This window comes from Pradoshia eiseniae (genome assembly GCF_002946355.1).
GTDB lineage: Bacteria > Bacillota > Bacilli > Bacillales > Pradoshiaceae > Pradoshia > Pradoshia eiseniae.
In genome coordinates this window covers 210062-228807 of record NZ_PKOZ01000005.1, presented here as the reverse complement: position 1 = coordinate 228807, position 18746 = coordinate 210062, and the positions used below count along the sequence as shown (strand labels likewise).

At 42.1% G+C, this 18746-nt stretch carries 18 protein-coding genes; 15 read left to right on the top strand and 3 right to left on the bottom strand.

All coding sequences use genetic code 11. The features are described from left to right. Positions 1-46: 46 nt before the first annotated feature. From CYL18_RS11050 to CYL18_RS11000, 11 genes are all read left to right on the top strand, one after another. Positions 47-286, top strand: coding sequence for a glutaredoxin family protein (locus tag CYL18_RS11050; RefSeq protein ID WP_104849562.1), 240 nt, complete (start codon positions 47-49; stop codon positions 284-286). Between the two features lie 155 nt (positions 287-441). Beyond that, a complete protein-coding gene (locus tag CYL18_RS11045; RefSeq protein WP_104849561.1) occupies positions 442-1473 on the top strand; it encodes a sugar-binding transcriptional regulator in 1032 nt (343 codons plus the stop codon). A 53-nt stretch (positions 1474-1526) separates the two neighbouring features. Beyond that, positions 1527-2534 carry a type I glyceraldehyde-3-phosphate dehydrogenase gene (gene gap / locus CYL18_RS11040; protein WP_104849560.1) on the top strand — a complete coding sequence of 336 codons (1008 nt, stop codon included), beginning with the start codon at positions 1527-1529 and terminating at the stop codon, positions 2532-2534. 192 nt (positions 2535-2726) lie between these two features. Beyond that, positions 2727-3908, top strand: coding sequence for a phosphoglycerate kinase (locus CYL18_RS11035; RefSeq protein ID WP_104849559.1), 1182 nt, complete (start codon positions 2727-2729; stop codon positions 3906-3908). A gap of 101 nt (positions 3909-4009) precedes the next feature. Beyond that, the gene (tpiA, locus tag CYL18_RS11030) at positions 4010-4768 is read left to right on the top strand and encodes a triose-phosphate isomerase (protein WP_104849558.1); all 759 of its coding nucleotides are present in this window, start codon (positions 4010-4012) and stop codon (positions 4766-4768) included. Continuing rightward, positions 4765-6300 (top strand): 2,3-bisphosphoglycerate-independent phosphoglycerate mutase, encoded by a 1536-nt coding sequence (gpmI, locus tag CYL18_RS11025; protein ID WP_104849557.1) that lies wholly within the window; start codon positions 4765-4767, stop codon positions 6298-6300. The genes tpiA and gpmI overlap by 4 nt, the downstream gene beginning before the upstream one ends. Before the next feature lie 54 nt (positions 6301-6354). Further along, positions 6355-7650 (top strand): phosphopyruvate hydratase, encoded by a 1296-nt coding sequence (gene eno, locus CYL18_RS11020; RefSeq protein ID WP_104849556.1) that lies wholly within the window; start codon positions 6355-6357, stop codon positions 7648-7650. A 182-nt stretch (positions 7651-7832) separates the two neighbouring features. Further along, positions 7833-8066, top strand: a complete 234-nt coding sequence (locus CYL18_RS19505; protein WP_236636390.1) for a hypothetical protein — start codon at positions 7833-7835, stop codon at positions 8064-8066. Between the two features lie 96 nt (positions 8067-8162). Next, the gene (locus CYL18_RS11010) at positions 8163-8303 is read left to right on the top strand and encodes a TM2 domain-containing protein (protein WP_236636387.1); all 141 of its coding nucleotides are present in this window, start codon (positions 8163-8165) and stop codon (positions 8301-8303) included. A 133-nt stretch (positions 8304-8436) separates the two neighbouring features. Beyond that, positions 8437-9849, top strand: a complete 1413-nt coding sequence (locus CYL18_RS11005; RefSeq protein ID WP_104849553.1) for a polysaccharide deacetylase family protein — start codon at positions 8437-8439, stop codon at positions 9847-9849. 203 nt (positions 9850-10052) lie between these two features. Further along, positions 10053-10730, top strand: coding sequence for a DUF554 domain-containing protein (locus CYL18_RS11000; protein WP_104849552.1), 678 nt, complete (start codon positions 10053-10055; stop codon positions 10728-10730). A 55-nt stretch (positions 10731-10785) separates the two neighbouring features. Here the strand turns inward: CYL18_RS11000 and CYL18_RS10995 are convergent, their stop codons facing one another. Continuing rightward, positions 10786-11973: a carboxylate--amine ligase gene (locus CYL18_RS10995; RefSeq protein ID WP_104849551.1), complete on the bottom strand. Its 1188-nt coding sequence runs from the start codon at positions 11971-11973 to the stop codon at positions 10786-10788. 389 nt (positions 11974-12362) lie between these two features. Here CYL18_RS10995 and CYL18_RS10990 point away from each other — a divergent pair, with 389 nt between their 5' ends. After that, positions 12363-14246, top strand: coding sequence for an Ig-like domain-containing protein (locus CYL18_RS10990; protein ID WP_104849550.1), 1884 nt, complete (start codon positions 12363-12365; stop codon positions 14244-14246). A gap of 108 nt (positions 14247-14354) precedes the next feature. On the opposite strand, the gene putP is transcribed toward CYL18_RS10990, so the two are convergent. Beyond that, positions 14355-15821, bottom strand: coding sequence for a sodium/proline symporter PutP (putP, locus tag CYL18_RS10985; RefSeq protein ID WP_104849549.1), 1467 nt, complete (start codon positions 15819-15821; stop codon positions 14355-14357). Positions 15822-16025: 204 nt separating this feature from the next. Between putP and CYL18_RS10980 the strand changes: the two genes are divergently transcribed. Further along, on the top strand, positions 16026-16877 hold the full coding sequence (locus tag CYL18_RS10980) for a VOC family protein (RefSeq protein ID WP_104849548.1): 852 nt from the start codon (positions 16026-16028) through the stop codon (positions 16875-16877). Between the two features lie 43 nt (positions 16878-16920). Here CYL18_RS10980 and CYL18_RS10975 read toward each other — a convergent pair whose 3' ends face one another. Then, positions 16921-17451, bottom strand: a complete 531-nt coding sequence (locus tag CYL18_RS10975; protein ID WP_104849547.1) for a hypothetical protein — start codon at positions 17449-17451, stop codon at positions 16921-16923. A 162-nt stretch (positions 17452-17613) separates the two neighbouring features. Between CYL18_RS10975 and secG the strand changes: the two genes are divergently transcribed. Together secG and CYL18_RS10965 are read left to right on the top strand one after the other, a co-directional pair. Then, entirely contained in the window at positions 17614-17847 is a 234-nt protein-coding gene (gene secG / locus CYL18_RS10970; RefSeq protein WP_104849586.1) for a preprotein translocase subunit SecG, read from the top strand. Between the two features lie 132 nt (positions 17848-17979). Then, entirely contained in the window at positions 17980-18726 is a 747-nt protein-coding gene (locus tag CYL18_RS10965) for an alpha/beta hydrolase (RefSeq protein ID WP_104849546.1), read from the top strand. Positions 18727-18746 lie beyond the last annotated feature (20 nt).

Below are 18746 nucleotides of genomic sequence, written 5' to 3'. Positions count from 1 at the left end.
GGTATATAGAATAACTATTATTAACAATAGACAGGTGGTTTGTGATTTGAAAGTTCCTACCGTTCATTTTTATACAAAGAAAGATTGCCCCCTTTGTGAGGATGCGAAGGACCTGCTCAAGTTATTGCAGCGTGAAATGACCTTTACTCTGCTCGAATTAGACATCTACGCAGATGATCGGCTGCTTGAGCAATATGGCTTGATGATTCCGGTCGTTGAGGTTGACGGCAAAATAATTCAATATGGAAAAATCGATATTGATGATGTTCGTCATGTATTGGCATGATTCAATAAGTTCACAATTTAATCTATTGTGTTTCAAGAAAACTCCTGATAATATATAGGTACATCAGGAGTTATTTTTTTTACATAAACAGGGACACAAAATGTCTCGCTTGGACATAAAATGACCTAACGATAATAAAAGGAGTTTGAATTTATATGGATGGATCTCTCCATTTACAAAAAAAGTTAATTCCGGATATTTTCGAGGTCATGGAAAAACGATACAATATCCTGCGATCGATTCGCACCATGCAGCCAGTCGGCAGACGTAGTCTTTCCTTAACGCTGAACATTACGGAAAGAACTTTACGAAGTGAAGTGGAGTTCTTAAAGGAGCAGAAATTGATTGATATCGCAAGCTCTGGCATGACGGTTACGAATGAAGGGCAGGAGGTATTGGATAACCTTGGTGGTGTAATCAGGCAACTTTCGGGTATAGACGAAATGGAGCGCCTTTTACAGGAAAAGTTGAATATCGACAAGGTCGTTATCGTCAATGGAGACAGTGATACATCTCCATGGGTAATTGATGAATTGGGACGGGCTGGAGCAGCGCGTATGAAAAGTCTGCTTACGGGGAAAAATATCATTGCCGTAACAGGTGGAACAACGATGGCCGCTATCGGTAAGATGCTGCCGAATGTTTCGGAACTTCCAAATGTCGAGGATATTCTTTTTGTTCCTGCAAGAGGAGGACTCGGTAAAGGGGCCAGTTATCAAGCCAATACGGTTTGTGAGCAAATGGCTGAGAAAATGAATGCCCGTTATCGTGTACTGTATGTTCCAGATAATCTAGGTGAAGCGGCCTACAACACATTGACGAGTGAACCCGCAATTGGTGAGGTACTGGATTTGTTGAAATCCTCCAATATCGTCCTCCATGGGGTTGGTGAAGCCAAGGCCATGGCTGAGAGAAGGAAAGTATCTTTTAGTGAGCTTACTGAGCTGGAAGAAAATCAGGCAATAGGCGAAGCTTTTGGATATTATTACGACGAAGATGGAAACATAATTCAGAAGGTCCGCACCATCGGTCTGCAATTGGATGATCTGCCGAATGTTGAGCATGTCATTACGGTTGCCGGGGGAGCCTCAAAAGCAAAGGCAATTAAGGCCTATATTAAGATGGCACCGAAGAAACCGACCTTAATCACGGATGAAGGTGCAGCAATTCAGTTACTTAAGGGCTAACACCCTTTTGAATAAAATAATTTTTTTCAGATTCCAAAAGGAGGAACCTTCTAATGGCAGTAAAATTAGGTATTAATGGTTTTGGTAGAATTGGACGTATCGTATTCCGCGCAGCGTTGAAAAACCCTGAAGTGGAAGTTGTAGCAGTTAACGACTTAACTGATGCAAAAATGCTAGCTCACTTACTACAATATGATTCCGTACACGGAACTTTAGAAGAAAAAGTAACAGTTGACGGAGACTACCTAGTAGTTGACGGACACCGTGTTAAAGTTCTAGCTGAAAGAGATCCAGCACAACTTGGCTGGGGCGAGCTTGGCGTAGATATCGTTGTTGAATCTACTGGCCGTTTCACAAAACGTGCTGACGCAGCGAAACACCTTGAAGCTGGCGCGAAAAAAGTTATCATCTCTGCACCTGCATCTGACGAAGATATCACAATCGTTATGGGTGTTAACGAAGACAAATACGATGCAGCTAACCACGATGTTATCTCTAACGCATCTTGCACAACTAACTGCTTGGCTCCATTCGCGAAAGTATTGAATGATAAATTCGGTATCAAACGCGGTATGATGACAACAGTTCACTCTTACACAAATGACCAACAAATCCTTGACTTGCCGCACAAAGACTTCCGTCGTGCTCGTGCTGCAGCTGAAAGCATGATCCCAACAACAACTGGTGCTGCTAAAGCTGTTGCGCTTGTATTGCCAGAACTTAAAGGCAAATTGAACGGTATGGCTATGCGTGTACCAACTCCAAACGTATCTGTAGTTGACCTTGTTGCAGAACTCGAAAAAGAAGTAACAGCTGAAGAAGTAAACGCTGCTTTAAAAGCTGCTGCTGAAGGTGACTTGAAAGGTATCCTTGAGTACAGCGAGCTTCCGCTTGTATCCCGTGACTACAACGGAACTACTCAATCTTCTACTATCGATGGCCTTTCTACTATGGTTATGGATGGCAACATGGTTAAAGTACTTTCTTGGTACGATAACGAAACAGGCTACTCTAACCGCGTAGTTGACCTTGCAGCTTACATCGCTAAAAAAGGTCTTTAATTCGAATCCTTTTGGATACTGAACAATTAATATAATTGTCAACTTTAGGGGGAAGGGGAAGATTCCCCTTTCCCTTTGTTTTTATTTTGCTTGAATCTGGGGCAGAGATTCAGCGTTAGTTTGTCTTGATCAGTTTGGGGCAGAAGCTGGTTATGGGCATATTTGTTTTGATTTTTAAGGAGGTTCATACAGATGAACAAAAAATCAATTAAAGACATTGATGTAAAAGGCAAAAAGGTATTTTGCCGTGTAGATTTTAATGTTCCGATGCAAAACGGGACAATTACGGATGATACACGTATCCGCGCGGCACTTCCAACAATTCAATACCTAGTGGAACAAGGTGCGAAAGTAATCCTTGCGAGCCATATGGGCCGTCCGAAAGGTGAAGTTAAGGAAGAGCTTCGCTTAACTCCTGTTGCGGTTAAATTGAGCGAGCTTCTTGGCAAAGAAGTAGCAAAAGCAGATGAAGCCTACGGCGAAGCTGTGAAAGCTCAAATCGAGAAAATGAATGATGGCGATGTATTATTGCTTGAAAACGTTCGTTTCTATCCAGGCGAAGAGAAAAATGATCCTGAGCTTGCAAAAGAATTTGCAGCATTGGCTGATATTTTCGTTAACGACGCATTCGGTGCCGCTCACCGTGCGCATGCTTCCACAGAGGGAATCGCGAAGCATATTCCGGCTGTTTCCGGCTTCCTTATGCAAAAGGAATTGGATGTACTTGGAAAAGCGATGTCTAATCCAGAACGTCCATTCACTGCTATCATCGGCGGAGCAAAAGTTAAGGACAAGATCGGTGTAATTGAAAACCTTCTTGATAAAGTGGATAACTTGATTATCGGCGGCGGATTAGCTTACACATTCATCAAGGCTAAAGGCTACGAGATCGGTACATCCCTATTAGAGGAAGACAAAATTGACTTGGCTAAATCCTTCATGCAAAAAGCAGAAGAAAAAGGCGTTAAATTCTACATGCCAATTGATGCGGTTATCGCTCCTGAATTTGGTGAAAACGTAGAATCTAAAGTAGTCGACATCGATGCTATTCCAGCTGATTGGATGTCACTTGATATCGGACCGAAAACAGTTGAACTATATGCGGATGTTATTAAAAACTCTAAATTAGTTATCTGGAACGGACCAATGGGCGTATTTGAATTCGATAAATTCGCTAACGGCACAAAAGGCGTAGCGCAAGCACTTGCTGATTCTGATGCGTTTAGCGTTGTCGGCGGAGGAGACTCTGCAGCGGCGGCTGAGAAATTCCACCTTGCTGAGAAGATGTCCCACATCTCTACAGGCGGCGGAGCTTCCTTAGAATTCATCGAAGGAAAAGAACTTCCTGGCGTTGTAGCTTTAAACGATAAATAAGAATATTTAAGTAAATTAGCCTGGTAAGGATGTATTTTGACAAGGGCCCTGTTAAAATACAGACGAACAGGAATTTCTTAAAATGGGAAAGGATGTTTTAAATGCGTAAACCAATTATCGCTGGTAACTGGAAGATGAATAAAACCCTTTCTGAAGCCAAAAGCTTTGTGGAAGAAGTGAAAAATGTTGTTCCCTCTAATGAGGCAGTAGATACCGTTGTGTGCTCACCGGCTCCATTCCTTGGACAGCTTGTTGAAGCAGCAAAGGGAACGAATGTCGCCATTGGGGCGCAAAACATGCACTTTGAAGAGAACGGTGCTTTCACTGGGGAAGTAAGCCCTGTCGCACTTGAAGACCTAGGCGTGCAATATGTCATCCTAGGACACTCTGAGCGCAGAGAAATGTTTAATGAGACAAATGATTCTGTGAACAAAAAGACTTTGGCTGCGTTTAAGCACAACTTAACGCCAATCGTTTGCTGCGGTGAAACGCTTGAAGAGCGTGAAGCGGGCAAAACGAAAGATTTGGTCGCTGACCAAATTCAAAAAGCCTTCGCTGGTCTTACAGATGAGCAAGCGAAGCAAGCTGTCATCGCATATGAGCCAATCTGGGCTATCGGAACAGGCAAATCTTCAACTGCACAAGATGCGGATGAGGTTTGCGGACATATCCGTAAAATAGTTGCAGAAAGCTTTAATGCTGATGTTGCGGCTGCCGTACGCATACAATACGGCGGAAGTGTAAAACCTGAGAACATTAAAGAATATCTTGCAGAAGAAAACATTGATGGTGCATTAGTTGGAGGTGCAAGCCTGCAGCCAGCATCCTTCTTAGGCTTATTGGAGGCTATATCTGAATGAGCAAGAAACCTGTTGCATTAATTATCCTTGATGGTTTTGGCGCCCGTGACACGGTTCAAGGAAACGCTGTTGCGCAAGCTAAAAAACCAAATTTTGACCGCTTTTGGGCAGAATACCCGCACAATTACTTAACGGCAAGCGGAGAAGCTGTAGGTCTTCCTGAAGGCCAAATGGGCAACTCTGAAGTCGGCCATTTAAATATTGGTGCCGGCCGTATTGTGTACCAAAGCTTAACGCGGGTGAACTTGGCGATCCGTGAAGGTGAATTCGAAAAGAATGAAACCTTCCTTGGAGCGATCAACCATGCGAAAGAGAACAATACAGCCCTTCACTTAATGGGCTTATTATCTGATGGAGGCGTTCATAGCCACATCGATCATCTTTTCGCATTGCTTCGCCTTTGCGCGAAAGAAAACTTCAAAAACGTTTATGTACACGGCATCTTAGACGGCCGAGACGTCGGTCCGAAGACAGCTGAGAAATACATTAGACAAACAGAAGAAGTATTCCAGGAGACAGGCGTTGGTCAATTCGCGACCATCTCTGGCCGTTACTATTCCATGGACCGCGATAAGCGCTGGGATCGTGTAGAAAAAACCTACCGTTCCATGACCTATGGCGATGGACCTGTATACTCTTCTGCAATGGAAGTCGTAGAAGATTCCTATAAAAATGGAATCTTTGACGAATTCGTCCTTCCTTCTGTAATTACGAAGGAAGATGGACAGCCTGTGGCGAAGGTTCAAGATAACGATTCCGTTATTTTCTTCAATTTCCGCCCAGACCGTGCCATCCAAATCTCAAACGTATTTACAAACGAGGACTTCCGCTCCTTTGATCGCGGAGAAGGATTCCCGAAACACTTGTACTTCGTTTGCTTGACTCACTTTAGTGAAACCGTTCAAGGCTATGTTGCATTTAAACCAACAAACCTTGACAATACGCTTGGTGAAGTTCTATCTCAGAACCATTTGAAGCAATTGCGTATTGCTGAGACAGAGAAATACCCTCACGTAACGTTCTTCATGAGCGGAGGCCGTGAAGCGGAATTCCCTGGCGAAAAACGTATCTTGATTAATTCTCCAAAGGTTGCGACTTATGACCTTAAGCCTGAAATGAGTGCTTATGAAGTAACAGATGCACTTATGAAGGAATTGGAAGAAGACAATCACCATGCGATTATCCTGAACTTTGCCAACCCAGACATGGTAGGACACTCTGGTATGCTTGAGCCGACAATCAAAGCAGTTGAAACCGTTGATGAGTGCCTAGGCAAAATCGTGGATAAAATCTTATCCATGGGCGGAAAAGCAATCATTATAGCTGACCACGGTAATGCGGATGAAGTCATCACTCCTGATGGCCACCCAATGACCGCTCATACAACAAACCCGGTTCCTGTCATTGTTACAGACAAAGAAGTTGAACTTCGTGATGGCGGTATCCTTGGCGATTTAGCTCCAACGATGCTTGATTTACTTCACCTAGAACAGCCAAAAGAGATGACTGGAAAATCATTAATTAAGAAATAATCATTAGTGCACACTAATGAAAAAACATTCTTTGATTTAAAGGAGATTAAACAAATGCCAATTATTATTGACGTATATGCACGTGAAGTCCTTGACTCTCGCGGTAATCCAACAGTTGAAGTAGAAATCGAAACAGAATCTGGCGCATTTGGACGCGCATTAGTACCATCTGGTGCTTCTACTGGTGAATACGAAGCAGTTGAGCTTCGTGATGGCGACAAAAGCCGCTACCTTGGAAAAGGTGTTCAAAAAGCAGTTGATAATGTAAACAACATCATTGCTGAAGAAATCATCGGTATGCACGTTCTTGACCAAGCTGGCATCGACAAAGCGATGATCGACCTTGACGGAACTGAAAACAAAGGTAAATTAGGTGCGAACGCAATCCTAGGCGTTTCCATGGCTGCTGCAATCGCTGCTGCTGACTACCTAAACATTCCTTTATACCGTTACCTTGGCGGATTCAACACAAAACAGCTTCCAACTCCAATGATGAACATCATCAACGGCGGATCTCATGCTGACAACAATGTTGACTTCCAAGAATTCATGATCATGCCTGTTGGAGCTCCTACTTTCAAAGAAGCTATCCGCATGGGTGCTGAAGTATTCCACAGCTTGAAAAACGTTCTTCACAGCAAAGGCTTGAACACAGCTGTAGGTGACGAAGGCGGATTCGCTCCAAACCTTGGTTCTAACCGTGAAGCTCTTGAAGTAATCATCGAAGCAATTACAAAAGCTGGCTACGAAGCTGGTAAAGACGTATACCTTGCAATGGACGTTGCATCTTCTGAGTTCTTCAACAAAGAAACGAAGAAATATGATCTAGCAGGCGAAGGCCGCACTGGTCTTTCTTCTGAAGACATGGTTAACTTCTATGAAGAATTAATCAACGAATTCCCAATCATCTCTATCGAAGATGGTTTAGATGAAAACGACTGGGAAGGTCACAAATTGCTTACTGAGCGCATCGGCGATCGCGTACAATTAGTAGGTGATGACTTGTTCGTAACAAACACTAAAAAGCTTGCTGAAGGTATCGAGAAAGGCATTGCTAACTCTATCCTTATCAAAGTTAACCAAATCGGTACATTGACTGAAACATTCGATGCAATCGAAATGGCTAAACGTGCTGGCTACACAGCTGTTGTATCTCACCGTTCTGGTGAAACAGAAGATTCCACAATTGCGGACATCGCTGTTGCAACAAACGCTGGTCAAATCAAGACTGGTTCTATGAGCCGTACAGACCGTATCGCTAAATACAACCAACTTCTTCGCATCGAAGACGAGCTTGGCGATTTAGCTGAATACAAAGGTCTACAATCTTTCTACAACATCAAACGCTAATTAGCGGTTGAATGTAAAACGCCTCCTCCCTTATTAGAGGGAGGAGGCGTTTTTTTGGTCTTCTGCTTACTGGTAGGGGATTTTTCTACATTTCAATGATTAATGATTAATTGCCAAGTTTAACGCCCTATAGATTAAGTTTATTTATGCTAAATTGTTACGTACATAATGATGTCGAAGCTGTGGGAACATGTGTAGGTTGTGGTAAATTCATATGTGAAAATTGTAACACAGAGCTGAAAGGAAACAATTATTGTAAAAAATGTATTGATGAATTATTTGAAGAGAATCAAAGAAAAATGGAGAAACTAGAGGATAAGGGTAGTAATCAACCGATGGTGTTTATGAACGCTGGTGGAGGAGAGGAGCTGCGAGCTCTTCATCAGCAGGAAGCAATGCCTATGGTGCACCTTTAGGAGCCAGATATACAAAGAGTAAAGTAGTCGCAGGACTGCTTGGAATATTATTTAGGGGGTATTGGAGCGCATAAGTTTTACCTGGGAAGATGGGGAATGGGGCTCATTTACCTATTGTTTTTGTTGACTTATATCCCAGCCATCATAGGGTTTATTGAGGGAATTATTTATTTGTTTAGCAATGAAGAGAATTTCGCCAGAAAACATGATAAGGGATATAGAAGTTATCTCGCCTAAATTTAAGATTTTGAATCCTTTACAAATGCATCTAATATATTTGCAACGCCTCCTCCCCAATTAAAAGGGAGGAGGTTCTCTTTACTTATTTAGCATAAATTTCTCAGAAGCGGTAAACGGCAGGAGTGTATATATGAAACGAACAAAAGTATTGTATCGTATTTTATTTGTATTGGGTTTATTGTTAGCAGGCTATCTTATTTTCGGTTTCTTTCAAGATATTAAGGAAGAAAGAAAAGAAGAAGCAAAAACAAACGAATTAAAAGTAGCATCCTCTAAATATCCAGGAGTGGATCTAATAACAGAAATAACGGATAAAGAAAAATATCAAATGGCGGTGCATTATCCCAAATTTAAAAGCAAGGGATTAAATAAGGAGATAGATAATTACGTTTCTTCTGTTGAGAAGGATTTCTTAACAGCTGTCAATGAGAACGAGGAGTACCTAAAAAATCAGGTGGCTAATTTGTACTTACTGGTTGAGATTTACCACAACGCTGAAAATACCTATTCAATTGTATTTTCTGAAGAAAGTTATGTAGCAGGGGCAAATGGCGAGCAAAAATCGAGAATTTATTTGGTAGACGTAGAGGAAGGGAAATTTATTCAGCCAACAAAAATCTTAAAGGATACTGAACAAAGCAGAGAAGAGCTATATGTGCTCATTAGTGAAAAATTCAAGAATTCAAAGGAATACAGCCCATATTTTTTTGAGGAGGAATTGAAGGATTGGGCTATGAATGAGAAGAATCATTTTTCTAATTTATATTTCAAGGATAAGTCGGCTGTATTTAAATTCAATAAGTATGAAGTAACAGCTGGGGCGGCAGGTATGCCGGAAATTATCGTCCCATTAGAAGAAATACAGGATTTATTGACAGATGAATGGAAGGATAGATTACTCATTGAGTATCAAGGTCAAGAGAATCAAGAACCTGATAAACAAATCGAGAAAGAAGAGCCAAAGGATGAAGAGCCTTCAATAAGCAGTAAACGAGTGGCACTTACGTTTGATGATGGTCCTCATCCAAAAAACACCTTGAAGATTATTGAGCTCTTGAATAAGTATGAGGCGAAAGCGACATTTTTTATGCTGGGAAACAGGGTTGATTTCTATCCGGAAGTTGCTAAGATGGTTGCAGATGAAGGACATGAATTAGGGAATCACACATGGAATCATAAAGATCTTTCTACCTTAAGCAAGGAAGAAGGAATTCAAGAAATCGAAAGAACAAATGATGCTATAAAGAGTGCGACAGGTAGAGAATCTACTGTATTTCGCCCGCCATATGGGGCCATTAATAAACAAGTTCAAAGCTCTATCACCAGCCCGACAGTATTGTGGACAATCGATACATTAGACTGGAAATCACACGACCCGGCTCAAATACTAAAAATCGTTGAGGAAAATGTAAAAGACGGCTCCATCATCCTCATGCATGATATCCATGAAACAAGCGTGGAGGCAATAGAGCCGATTCTAAAATATTTAAAATCTGAAGGCTATGAATGTGTGCGGGTATCTGAGCTGAAGGATCCATCCTAAAATCTTTCGTTATATTCAGTACTCTGTACGTCAAAATCATTATTATGACGGTCATGGAAAAGAAGGCTAGAGAACTAGTCTTCTTTTTATTTTTGTGCAAATGTCTCGTCAGTTAGCTGTGTTGTTTTTCTATATGCATAGAATATGCGTTAAGATAAAATGAAGAATGAAGAAAGACAGACAGATGGGAGATGCAGGGGGATATGTATGGCACGCTCTTTAATGTAGCAATGATTATTGCAGGCAGCTTGATTGGCAGTATTTTTAAGAAAGGAATTAAGGACGAATATCATACCATTCTTATGCATGCCATGGGTTTGGCTGCGATGGGACTGGGCATAAATGCGGTTGTGCAGCATTTGCCTCTGAGTGAATATCCAGTCCTGTTTATCGTCAGCTTGGCCGTTGGAGGGGTGCTTGGACAGAAATTGGATTTAGATGGAAGATTCAATACTTTAGTTAATTGTTATTCGAACGGAAATTTAGCAGAGGGGTTATCAACTGCCATTCTGTTATTTTGTATCGGAACATTATCCATTCTCGGTCCAATCGAAGCGGCCTTGAACAATAATTATACATATTTAATGGCCAATGGGATGCTCGATGGCATTACCTCAATTGTGCTCGCATCCACCTTTGGGATCGGTATTATGATGGCGGCAATCGTTTTGTTCTTCTGGCAAGGGTCGATTTATTTGTTGACCAGTTTCATGGAGGCATCTTTAAGCACAGACTTATTGAATGAAGTGTCAATTGTAGGCGGACTGTTGATATTAGCATCAGGTTTGAGCATTTTGGGGATTAAGAAATTTAAAACTCTCAATCTTTTACCAGCGTTGGCTGTCCCGCCGGTGGTCTTTTTGATTCAGCATTTGATATAAGTAGAGGTTATGTAAAACCCCATTCCTTCAGGCAAATGTCAGTTATGGGGCAATTTTATTTTTGATTGAGTTTCTTCATAGTCTTTTTCGTTCGCCATTCTGTAAGCAGGTTGGAGATACCAATGCGGATGGCGGGCATCGGGTCATTCCATTTAAAAAGGGCGAATTCCTTTGGCCCGAAAAGCGTGTGAACCAATCTGGACCAGGTCAACTTCTTAGATTGACGTTTTTCGCGTGCGGAAAGAAAATGAGGGATAAGATGAAGCCATTGGATGCCTTCTTTTTGATCCAGGGCTGGTTCAAAGGGCTTGTTAAGCAATGTTAAGCAGTACAGATAGGGAAGATTGATACGACATCTTGTTGCCAAGGAGTGCCATAGCCATGATCTTGCCTTAATGTCGAGGATTTTCAGTTTTCCATCAGTGCAATCTCTTTTTAATTCGACTGCTGCGATGCCGGTTACTTTGAGCAACTCGAGGATACGGAGACCTTCTTTTAGGACCTCTTCTTCGACAATGCTCTCAACTAGCGTACATGAACCATACTTGGTTGGATATTGATCGAGCGTTCGCCCCATGAAGGCAGCTCGGAGCTGTCTTCCTTCATCATAAAGAGCACCGACCTGGTAGATAGCCTCATCTGGTCCTGGCACTATTTCCTGAATGAGTAATTCTCCGAATAGACTGTAATGGGCTAGGTCTTTTCGCAGCTGATTGAGATCCTCAATGACGATAACTTTCCGGTTCAGATGCCTGCGAAATTCATATCCGAAGACAGGTTTTATGACGCAGGGGAACGGAATGTCTCGCAGGATCGTCCGATAGCGTAATGGATTATTGACAACTAATGTTTTGGGTGCTGGAAGATGATGTTCCTCCATCATCTTGATGAGAAGCCGCTTATCAATAATGGAGTCAATGAATAAGGAATCAGGAAATAAAAAGCGATAATGCATAGCCAGCCTTGTCCGATATTTAGACATGAATAGCAGAAATTCATCTGAACCGGCCAATAAGATGGGATCCTCTTCAAAGAGCTGTCGTTCCTTTAGGAGGAATTGAAGGAGAAACTCATCGTGGGTAAGGGGGTCGGGACATGGCTTGCAGGTAGCAAAGCGAGTTCGACCCTTTTTGTATTTTTCCAGACAATCATAGGCGTGAACATGAACGCCCATGGAGGCAAGACTTCTGATGATGCCAATGCCGCATGGGCTTAAGTCGAGCACGATAGCACTTACAGGCATAATCGATTCCTCCTCTATTTATGTATAAGGCAAGGTTGTCCAAATAGAATGTTAAAAGAAAGGCGAGAAAAATAACGCTTCTAAGCGCAATGGCTTCCTTGCCGGATGAATGTTCTCGTTTTCTGTCACTTGCAAACATTATATACAAGCTTTTATGCAAGCGTGAAAGGTCAAAAGTGGATTTTTCCATACAGTTTCTCAATGTGGTGCCATCTGTCATGTATTGCAGGCGAATGGCTTGTTTAGACTGTCTATTTAAGGCGGTCTAGTTTTCCTGTTAAGGTGAAATATATGTCTTCGAATCTCCAAAAACTAAAGTTTGGTGTATTTTCCTATTATTTAAATATGTTAGAATGTTTATATCTTAATAGGCTAGGAGAATATAAAAAGTGAAATCATTTTTTGTGAGGATTGGGCTACTGGTTATGTTGGCCGTGGGAATGGGTTGGAGTAATGTATCGGCAGCGGAAAATGAGAATCCTAGTTTTCAGTATATCAATCGATTGCTGACTGAAGAAGCAATTAAACAAGGGATTCCTCCAGAAGTATTGAAATCCGTTGCTTGGGTGGAATCTGGATGGAAACAGTTTGTGAATGGCAAGCCTAATATCTCGAGTGATGGAGGTATTGGGATTATGCAAATCACGAATAAGGCAGACTATGACCAGACAAGTTTGAAGAATGATATTGCCTATAATATTCGAGCTGGTGCAGAGATTTTAAATGAAATGTACAATAGAGGAGATTTGCCTAAGCTTAGCGGAGGAACAGAATACGTGATTGAAAGCTGGTATTTTCCGGTGATGGCGTATAATGGAACGAAACCGATAAATAGTCCAATCTATAAGGATAGGGATCCTATTCAGACTAATTCGAATGCCTATCAGGAAAAGGTCATGGCTGCATTGAATAGATATCATCTCGAGGGTAGGACATTAGCCAGGTATCCTTTTGTAAAGAGTGACTTTGAATATGATTCAAATAGCACAAATAATATTATATTTAAAAAGAAGTTATATACGATACCAAATGTTATTACGACATCGCACGCTGCACTTGTTATGAATAGCAAGGTCATCACGACTACGGATGGCGTTAAGCTACGAAAAACTCCTGGTACATCTCAGAAAGAACTAAGGAGTCTCGTGAAGGGGACACCTTTGACGATTGCAGGAAATTTCGTTTATGACGAGACAAAAGCAAAGAATAATCAATTCGTATGGTATCCAGTTAAGACAAGCAGTGGAGAAAATGGATACGTCTCATCTGCTTATTTAGCGAAATCTATATTTACAGTTAATAAGGTTACTGACCAATCAACCAAAGTTACAGGAAATGTGGCAAAGGGCTACTCCATTACTGTTTCTGGGTCGGATAAAGTGAAAAATAGAGACATTTCCTCTGCCGATCAGACTTATTCTCTTGCTATTAGCAGTAAATTAAAACAAGGGACCAAGCTCACCTTTACGTTAAAGGATGCGAAAGGGCTTGTCCATGAGAAGAAGACCATTGCTGTAACAGATGGGACACCGCCAGGCAAACCGAAAGTCAGCGCTATCGATGACAACGACATCGTCATAAAAGGCAATGCAGAGAAGGGCTCAATGGTTTATGCGCATGTGAAAGGCAAATCCATCGGCAGTGCTAAGGCTGATAGCAAAACAGGCAACTATATTATCAAAATCAGCAAGCAAAAAGCCGGGACGAAGGTTCTTGTGAAGGTGAAGGATGCAGCAGGTAATTTTAGCTCAGGCAATACAATAACTGTAATTGATAAAACACCTCCAGGCATGCCGAAAGTCAATACTATCGATGACAATGACACTACCATCAAAGGAACCGCTGAAAAAGGATCTAGGGTTTATGCTTATGTGAGCGGTAAATCAATTGCAAATGCAAAAGCAAGCAGTTCTGGTACGTATTCAATCAAAATAACGAAGAAGAAAGCTGGAACGAAGATTATCCTAAAAGCCAAGGATGCAGCAGGCAATTTCAGTTCAGGCAGAACGATGACTGTAATCGACAAAACACCTCCAGCTGCGCCAAAGGTTAATAAAGTGACAAGCAAAACGACTAAGATGACAGGAACGGCTGAAAAGAATGGAACGGTAAAAATTTACCGTGGCAGTACTTACCTGAAGACAGCAACAGTTAATGCAAAGGGAAGCTATTCCTTAGCAATTAAAGCACAGAAAAAAGGAACGGTCTTGAGCGTTTATGCTTACGATAAAGCGAAAAATAAGAGTAAGGCAACAAAGGTCACAGTTAAATGACATAAGAACAGCCGAGAGCGACAGGTACTCTCGGCTGTTCCTATTCTAGAAAGGTGTATGGAAAATAAGGTTTAATGGTTTATAAGGGAGGGATCAACTCACGTATAATCATGACTTCATTAATTCCTTAAACTCATCAAATTGACCTTCGATATCTTCCCTTGGTTTAGCCGTCAGCAGGCTGACGAGAATAATGGCCAAAAGACTGACCACGAATCCTGGTATGATTTCATACAAGATATCGGATAAACCGAAGAATGACCAGGCAATAACAGTCACGGCCCCTCCAATGATACCGGCCAAGGCTCCCCATCTGTTCATTCGTTTCCAGAAAAGGCTTAACAGGATGAGCGGTCCGAAAGATGCACCAAAGCCTGCCCATGCATAACCGACAAGATTAAGGATGGTAGAATTCTTCTCCCAGGATAAGAATAAGGCAATGATTGCGACTATCAGAACGGATAACCGTCCGAAGAAAACGAGTTCCTTATCCGTGGCTGTTCGTTTAACGAATGATTTATATATATCTTCCGTCAATGAGCTGGAGGTGACGAGAAGCTGCGAGGAAATGGTGCTCATGATGGCGGCTAGAATGGCTGAGATCAAAAACCCGGTAATGATTGGATGGAATAAGATTTCACCTAATACAATAAAGACGGTTTCTGGATTTTTGAGCTCGGGTCCGTTTTTGGCAAAATAGGCAATCCCGGCAAATCCGGTCAGCATAGCGCCAATCAGGGAGAAAATCATCCAGCCCATCCCGATTCTGCGCGCCTTCTTAATTTCCTTCACCGACTGAATAGCCATAAAGCGGACAATAATGTGAGGCTGACCAAAATAACCAAGTCCCCACGCGACAGATGATACTATGCCGAGCACGGATGCACCTTTAAAAATATCCATGAATGCTGGGTTGATCGAGTTAACGGTATCAATGGTCTCTCCCATGCCGCCAACTTCTATTAAGGTTACGATTGGAACAAGAATGAGCGCGATAAACATGATTAGTCCTTGTACGAAGTCCGTCCAGCTGACGGCAAGGAATCCGCCAAAAAGGGTGTAGGCAATGACGACAAGGCTGACGATAATTAAGCCAGAATGATAGTCAAGGCCAAAGGTGCTTTGGAATAACACGCCGCCTGATACCATCCCTGAGGAGACATAAAAGGTAAAGAAAATCATAATAACCAAGCCTGAAATAAGACGAAGCATTTTTGAGGAGTCGCCAAAGCGATTTTCTAAATATCCTGGAATAGTGATTGAATCCTTCGCCAATTGTGTATACACACGAAGTCTCGGTGCCACATAAAGCCAGTTTGCCCAGGCTCCGATTGTCAGTCCGATTGCAATCCATGATGCACTTAAGCCAGATACATACATGGCACCCGGCAGCCCCATTAAAAGCCAGCCGCTCATGTCTGAAGCCCCAGCGCTAAGAGCCGTTACGGCAGGTCCAAGATTTCGGCCTCCGAGCATGTAATCCGTTAAATTAGAAGTCCGTCGAAATGCAAAATACCCAATGCCGAGCATTAAGGCCATGTATAGAATGACGGAAGTTAATAAAGCATAGTCCATTCAAATACCCCCCTCTTTCTTCTTACAGACTATAATAATAGGAAGGAGGATATATTACCATAATTAAAACTGAATATTCAGTAAATATATCTATTTTACCGGGAATTTATCCTTAAAGCTTGTGAGTGGAATTGACTTATTATTCGCCATTCATACAAATTTTACGTATAATTACACTAAAATAACGAAAACGGGTGAACAGGTATGAATTATCATCAAAAGCCATGTGTATATGTTGAAAATCTCGAATTAAAGATAAATGATATGGAAAAATCATTGGATTTCTATGAATCTGTTATCGGCTTCCAAGTATTAAAGCGAGAAGGAAAAAGAGCGGTTTTGACAGCGGATGGACAGACTCCGCTCCTTACCCTGGTAGAGCCAGAAGGGGTGTCTCCAAAGGAGCCCAATCGAACAGGCTTGTACCATTTTGCCTTGCTCCTCCCTCAGCGTTCAGACTTGGCTGATTTCCTAAAGTCCTTAATAGAAAACAATATTCGGATTGGCGCTTCAGACCATCATGTCAGTGAAGCCATCTATTTGCAGGACCCGGATGATAATGGTATTGAGGTATACACAGACCGCGAGGATTCAGACTGGGTGTGGAAAGATCAAGAGATTCATATGACGACAGAGCGATTAAATGCCCGTGATCTACTGCAGGCTGGAACAGAAAAAGGCTGGAGCGGCCTTCCGGCGGACACGATTATGGGACATATCCATCTTCATGTGGCTGATTTGGAAAGGGCAGAGAGGTTTTATTGTGAGGGGTTAGGCTTTGACGTCGTAACCAGTTATGGCGAGCAAGCCTTGTTCATCTCCTCGGGAGGATATCATCATCATATTGGCCTGAATGTATGGAACGGGCGGGGTATCCCTGCTGCATCTCCAACTAGCATTGGTCTCGCGCATTATACTATCGTCTATCCAGGTGATCAGGAAAGAGAAGAGGCAGTTTTGCGATTGAAGGGGCTAGGTTTTGATGTTAAGAAGTTTGATGATATATATGCAGTAAACGATCCATCGGGGTTGAACATCCGCCTCTCATCAAAATGAAAAGAGCTGCATCCGCAAGAGCGGATAGCAGCTTCTTTAATTCCTATTTACTGTTGTACTCTCGCTTAAGCTCAGTTTGAAAACGGTCAAAAAATACACCTATTAAGAAAGAGGCAATCAGCAATGGATAGAAAGAGTAAAAAGCCTGCTGGATGGAAGGGATGCTCCAATAAGTAGACAGGAAGAGTCCTTGGCCGATGACTGCCTGTATAATAATCAAGATATGTAAGCTTAACCAAAATAAGCTGAGCGCTCCTGTGCTTGTTCGCACTAAGACAGCCATGACCGCAATGGCCAAGGCTATAATCGCAATGAGGCCATATTCACTCCACAGTTGTTCAGCAGGAACAATCAACCCATAAAGAATGATGCCAATCAAAAATAAATGAACGAAATACGTTACAAGATGCATCATTAAGGTTCCGTTCATTTTAGACGTGATTAAGAGAGCACCAGCTGCCAGCAGGAGAATTCCGATGAAATATTCGGCTCTGATAAAGAGCAAAATCAGGCTTCCTGCGATGAATCCAACAAGGTTGACATAATCAATCCGTTTCATGATGTAATTAAACATTGCCGTTTCCCCCTTCTAAGGGTAATCTAAACCATTCTTTATTTTATACCCGACTATGAGTAAAATAACTCCTCTGCTGGCAGGTTTGTTATTGTGAAAAAAAGGCCGGTATGGTAAAGTGGTAATATTGAGTAGACCGTAATTAGGAGGTATTTGTTCGTGCTGCATACTGTACTGATTATTTTATTGGTTATTACGTGCATTAGTTTAATTGCCGTTGTCTTGCTTCAATCCGGCAAAAGCGCTGGATTATCAGGTGCTATCTCCGGCGGTGCTGAACAGCTTTTCGGGAAACAAAAGGCTCGCGGGCTGGATTTGATTTTACACCGTGCAACAATCGTTCTATCTGTTTTATTCTTTGTTCTTACGGTACTTGTATCCTTATTCGGCAAGTAATATCATATTGAGCAAGCAAACGTAGCCTGGCGAACTGCCGGGCTTTTTTGATGTCTAGGGGCGAATTAATAGCCTTTGCCCATTGTACATCGTAAACTTAAAGTACATACATTGTAAAAAGGGGATAGTTAGATGAAATTGACACAGCCAAAGCCATTTACTTTCGAGGGAGGAAGCAGAGCTGTCTTGCTATTGCACGGATTTACAGGCAGCAGCGCTGATGTCCGTATGCTTGGCCGTTTCCTTGAGAAGAATGGATATACAAGTCATGCACCGCAATACAAAGGCCACGGAGTTCCGCCTGAGGAGCTGGTAGATTACGGACCGATGGATTGGTGGAAGGATGTCATGAGAGGCTATGATAAACTGCGCGCAATGGGGCATAAAGAAATTGCTGTTGCAGGTCTATCATTGGGTGGGGTATTTTCCTTGAAATTAGGTTACACTGTACCTGTGAAGGGTATCGTACCCATGTGTGCACCGATGTATATAAAAAGTGAAGAAACAATGTATAAAGGGGTTCTCGAATATGCCCGTGAATACAAAAAGCGTGAGGGCAAGAGTGAAGACGTCATAACGGCCGAGATGCAGGAATTTCAGAAGCGTCCAATGGAGACATTGAAGGCTCTGCAAGGACTGATTGGGGACGTGCGTGACCATGTGAGCCAAGTGGACGTGCCCCTCTTTGTCGTACAAGGGCGCCATGACCATATGATTAATGTTGATTCCGCAAACATCATCCATGATTCTGCCCGTAGTGAGAATAAGAGCTTGAAATGGTATGAGGAATCAGGACATGTCATTACGACGGATGTCGAGCGTGATCAGCTTCATAAAGATATAATCAAATTTTTAGAAGGATTAGATTGGACTGATTGATCCTTCAATCTAAGAAGTGA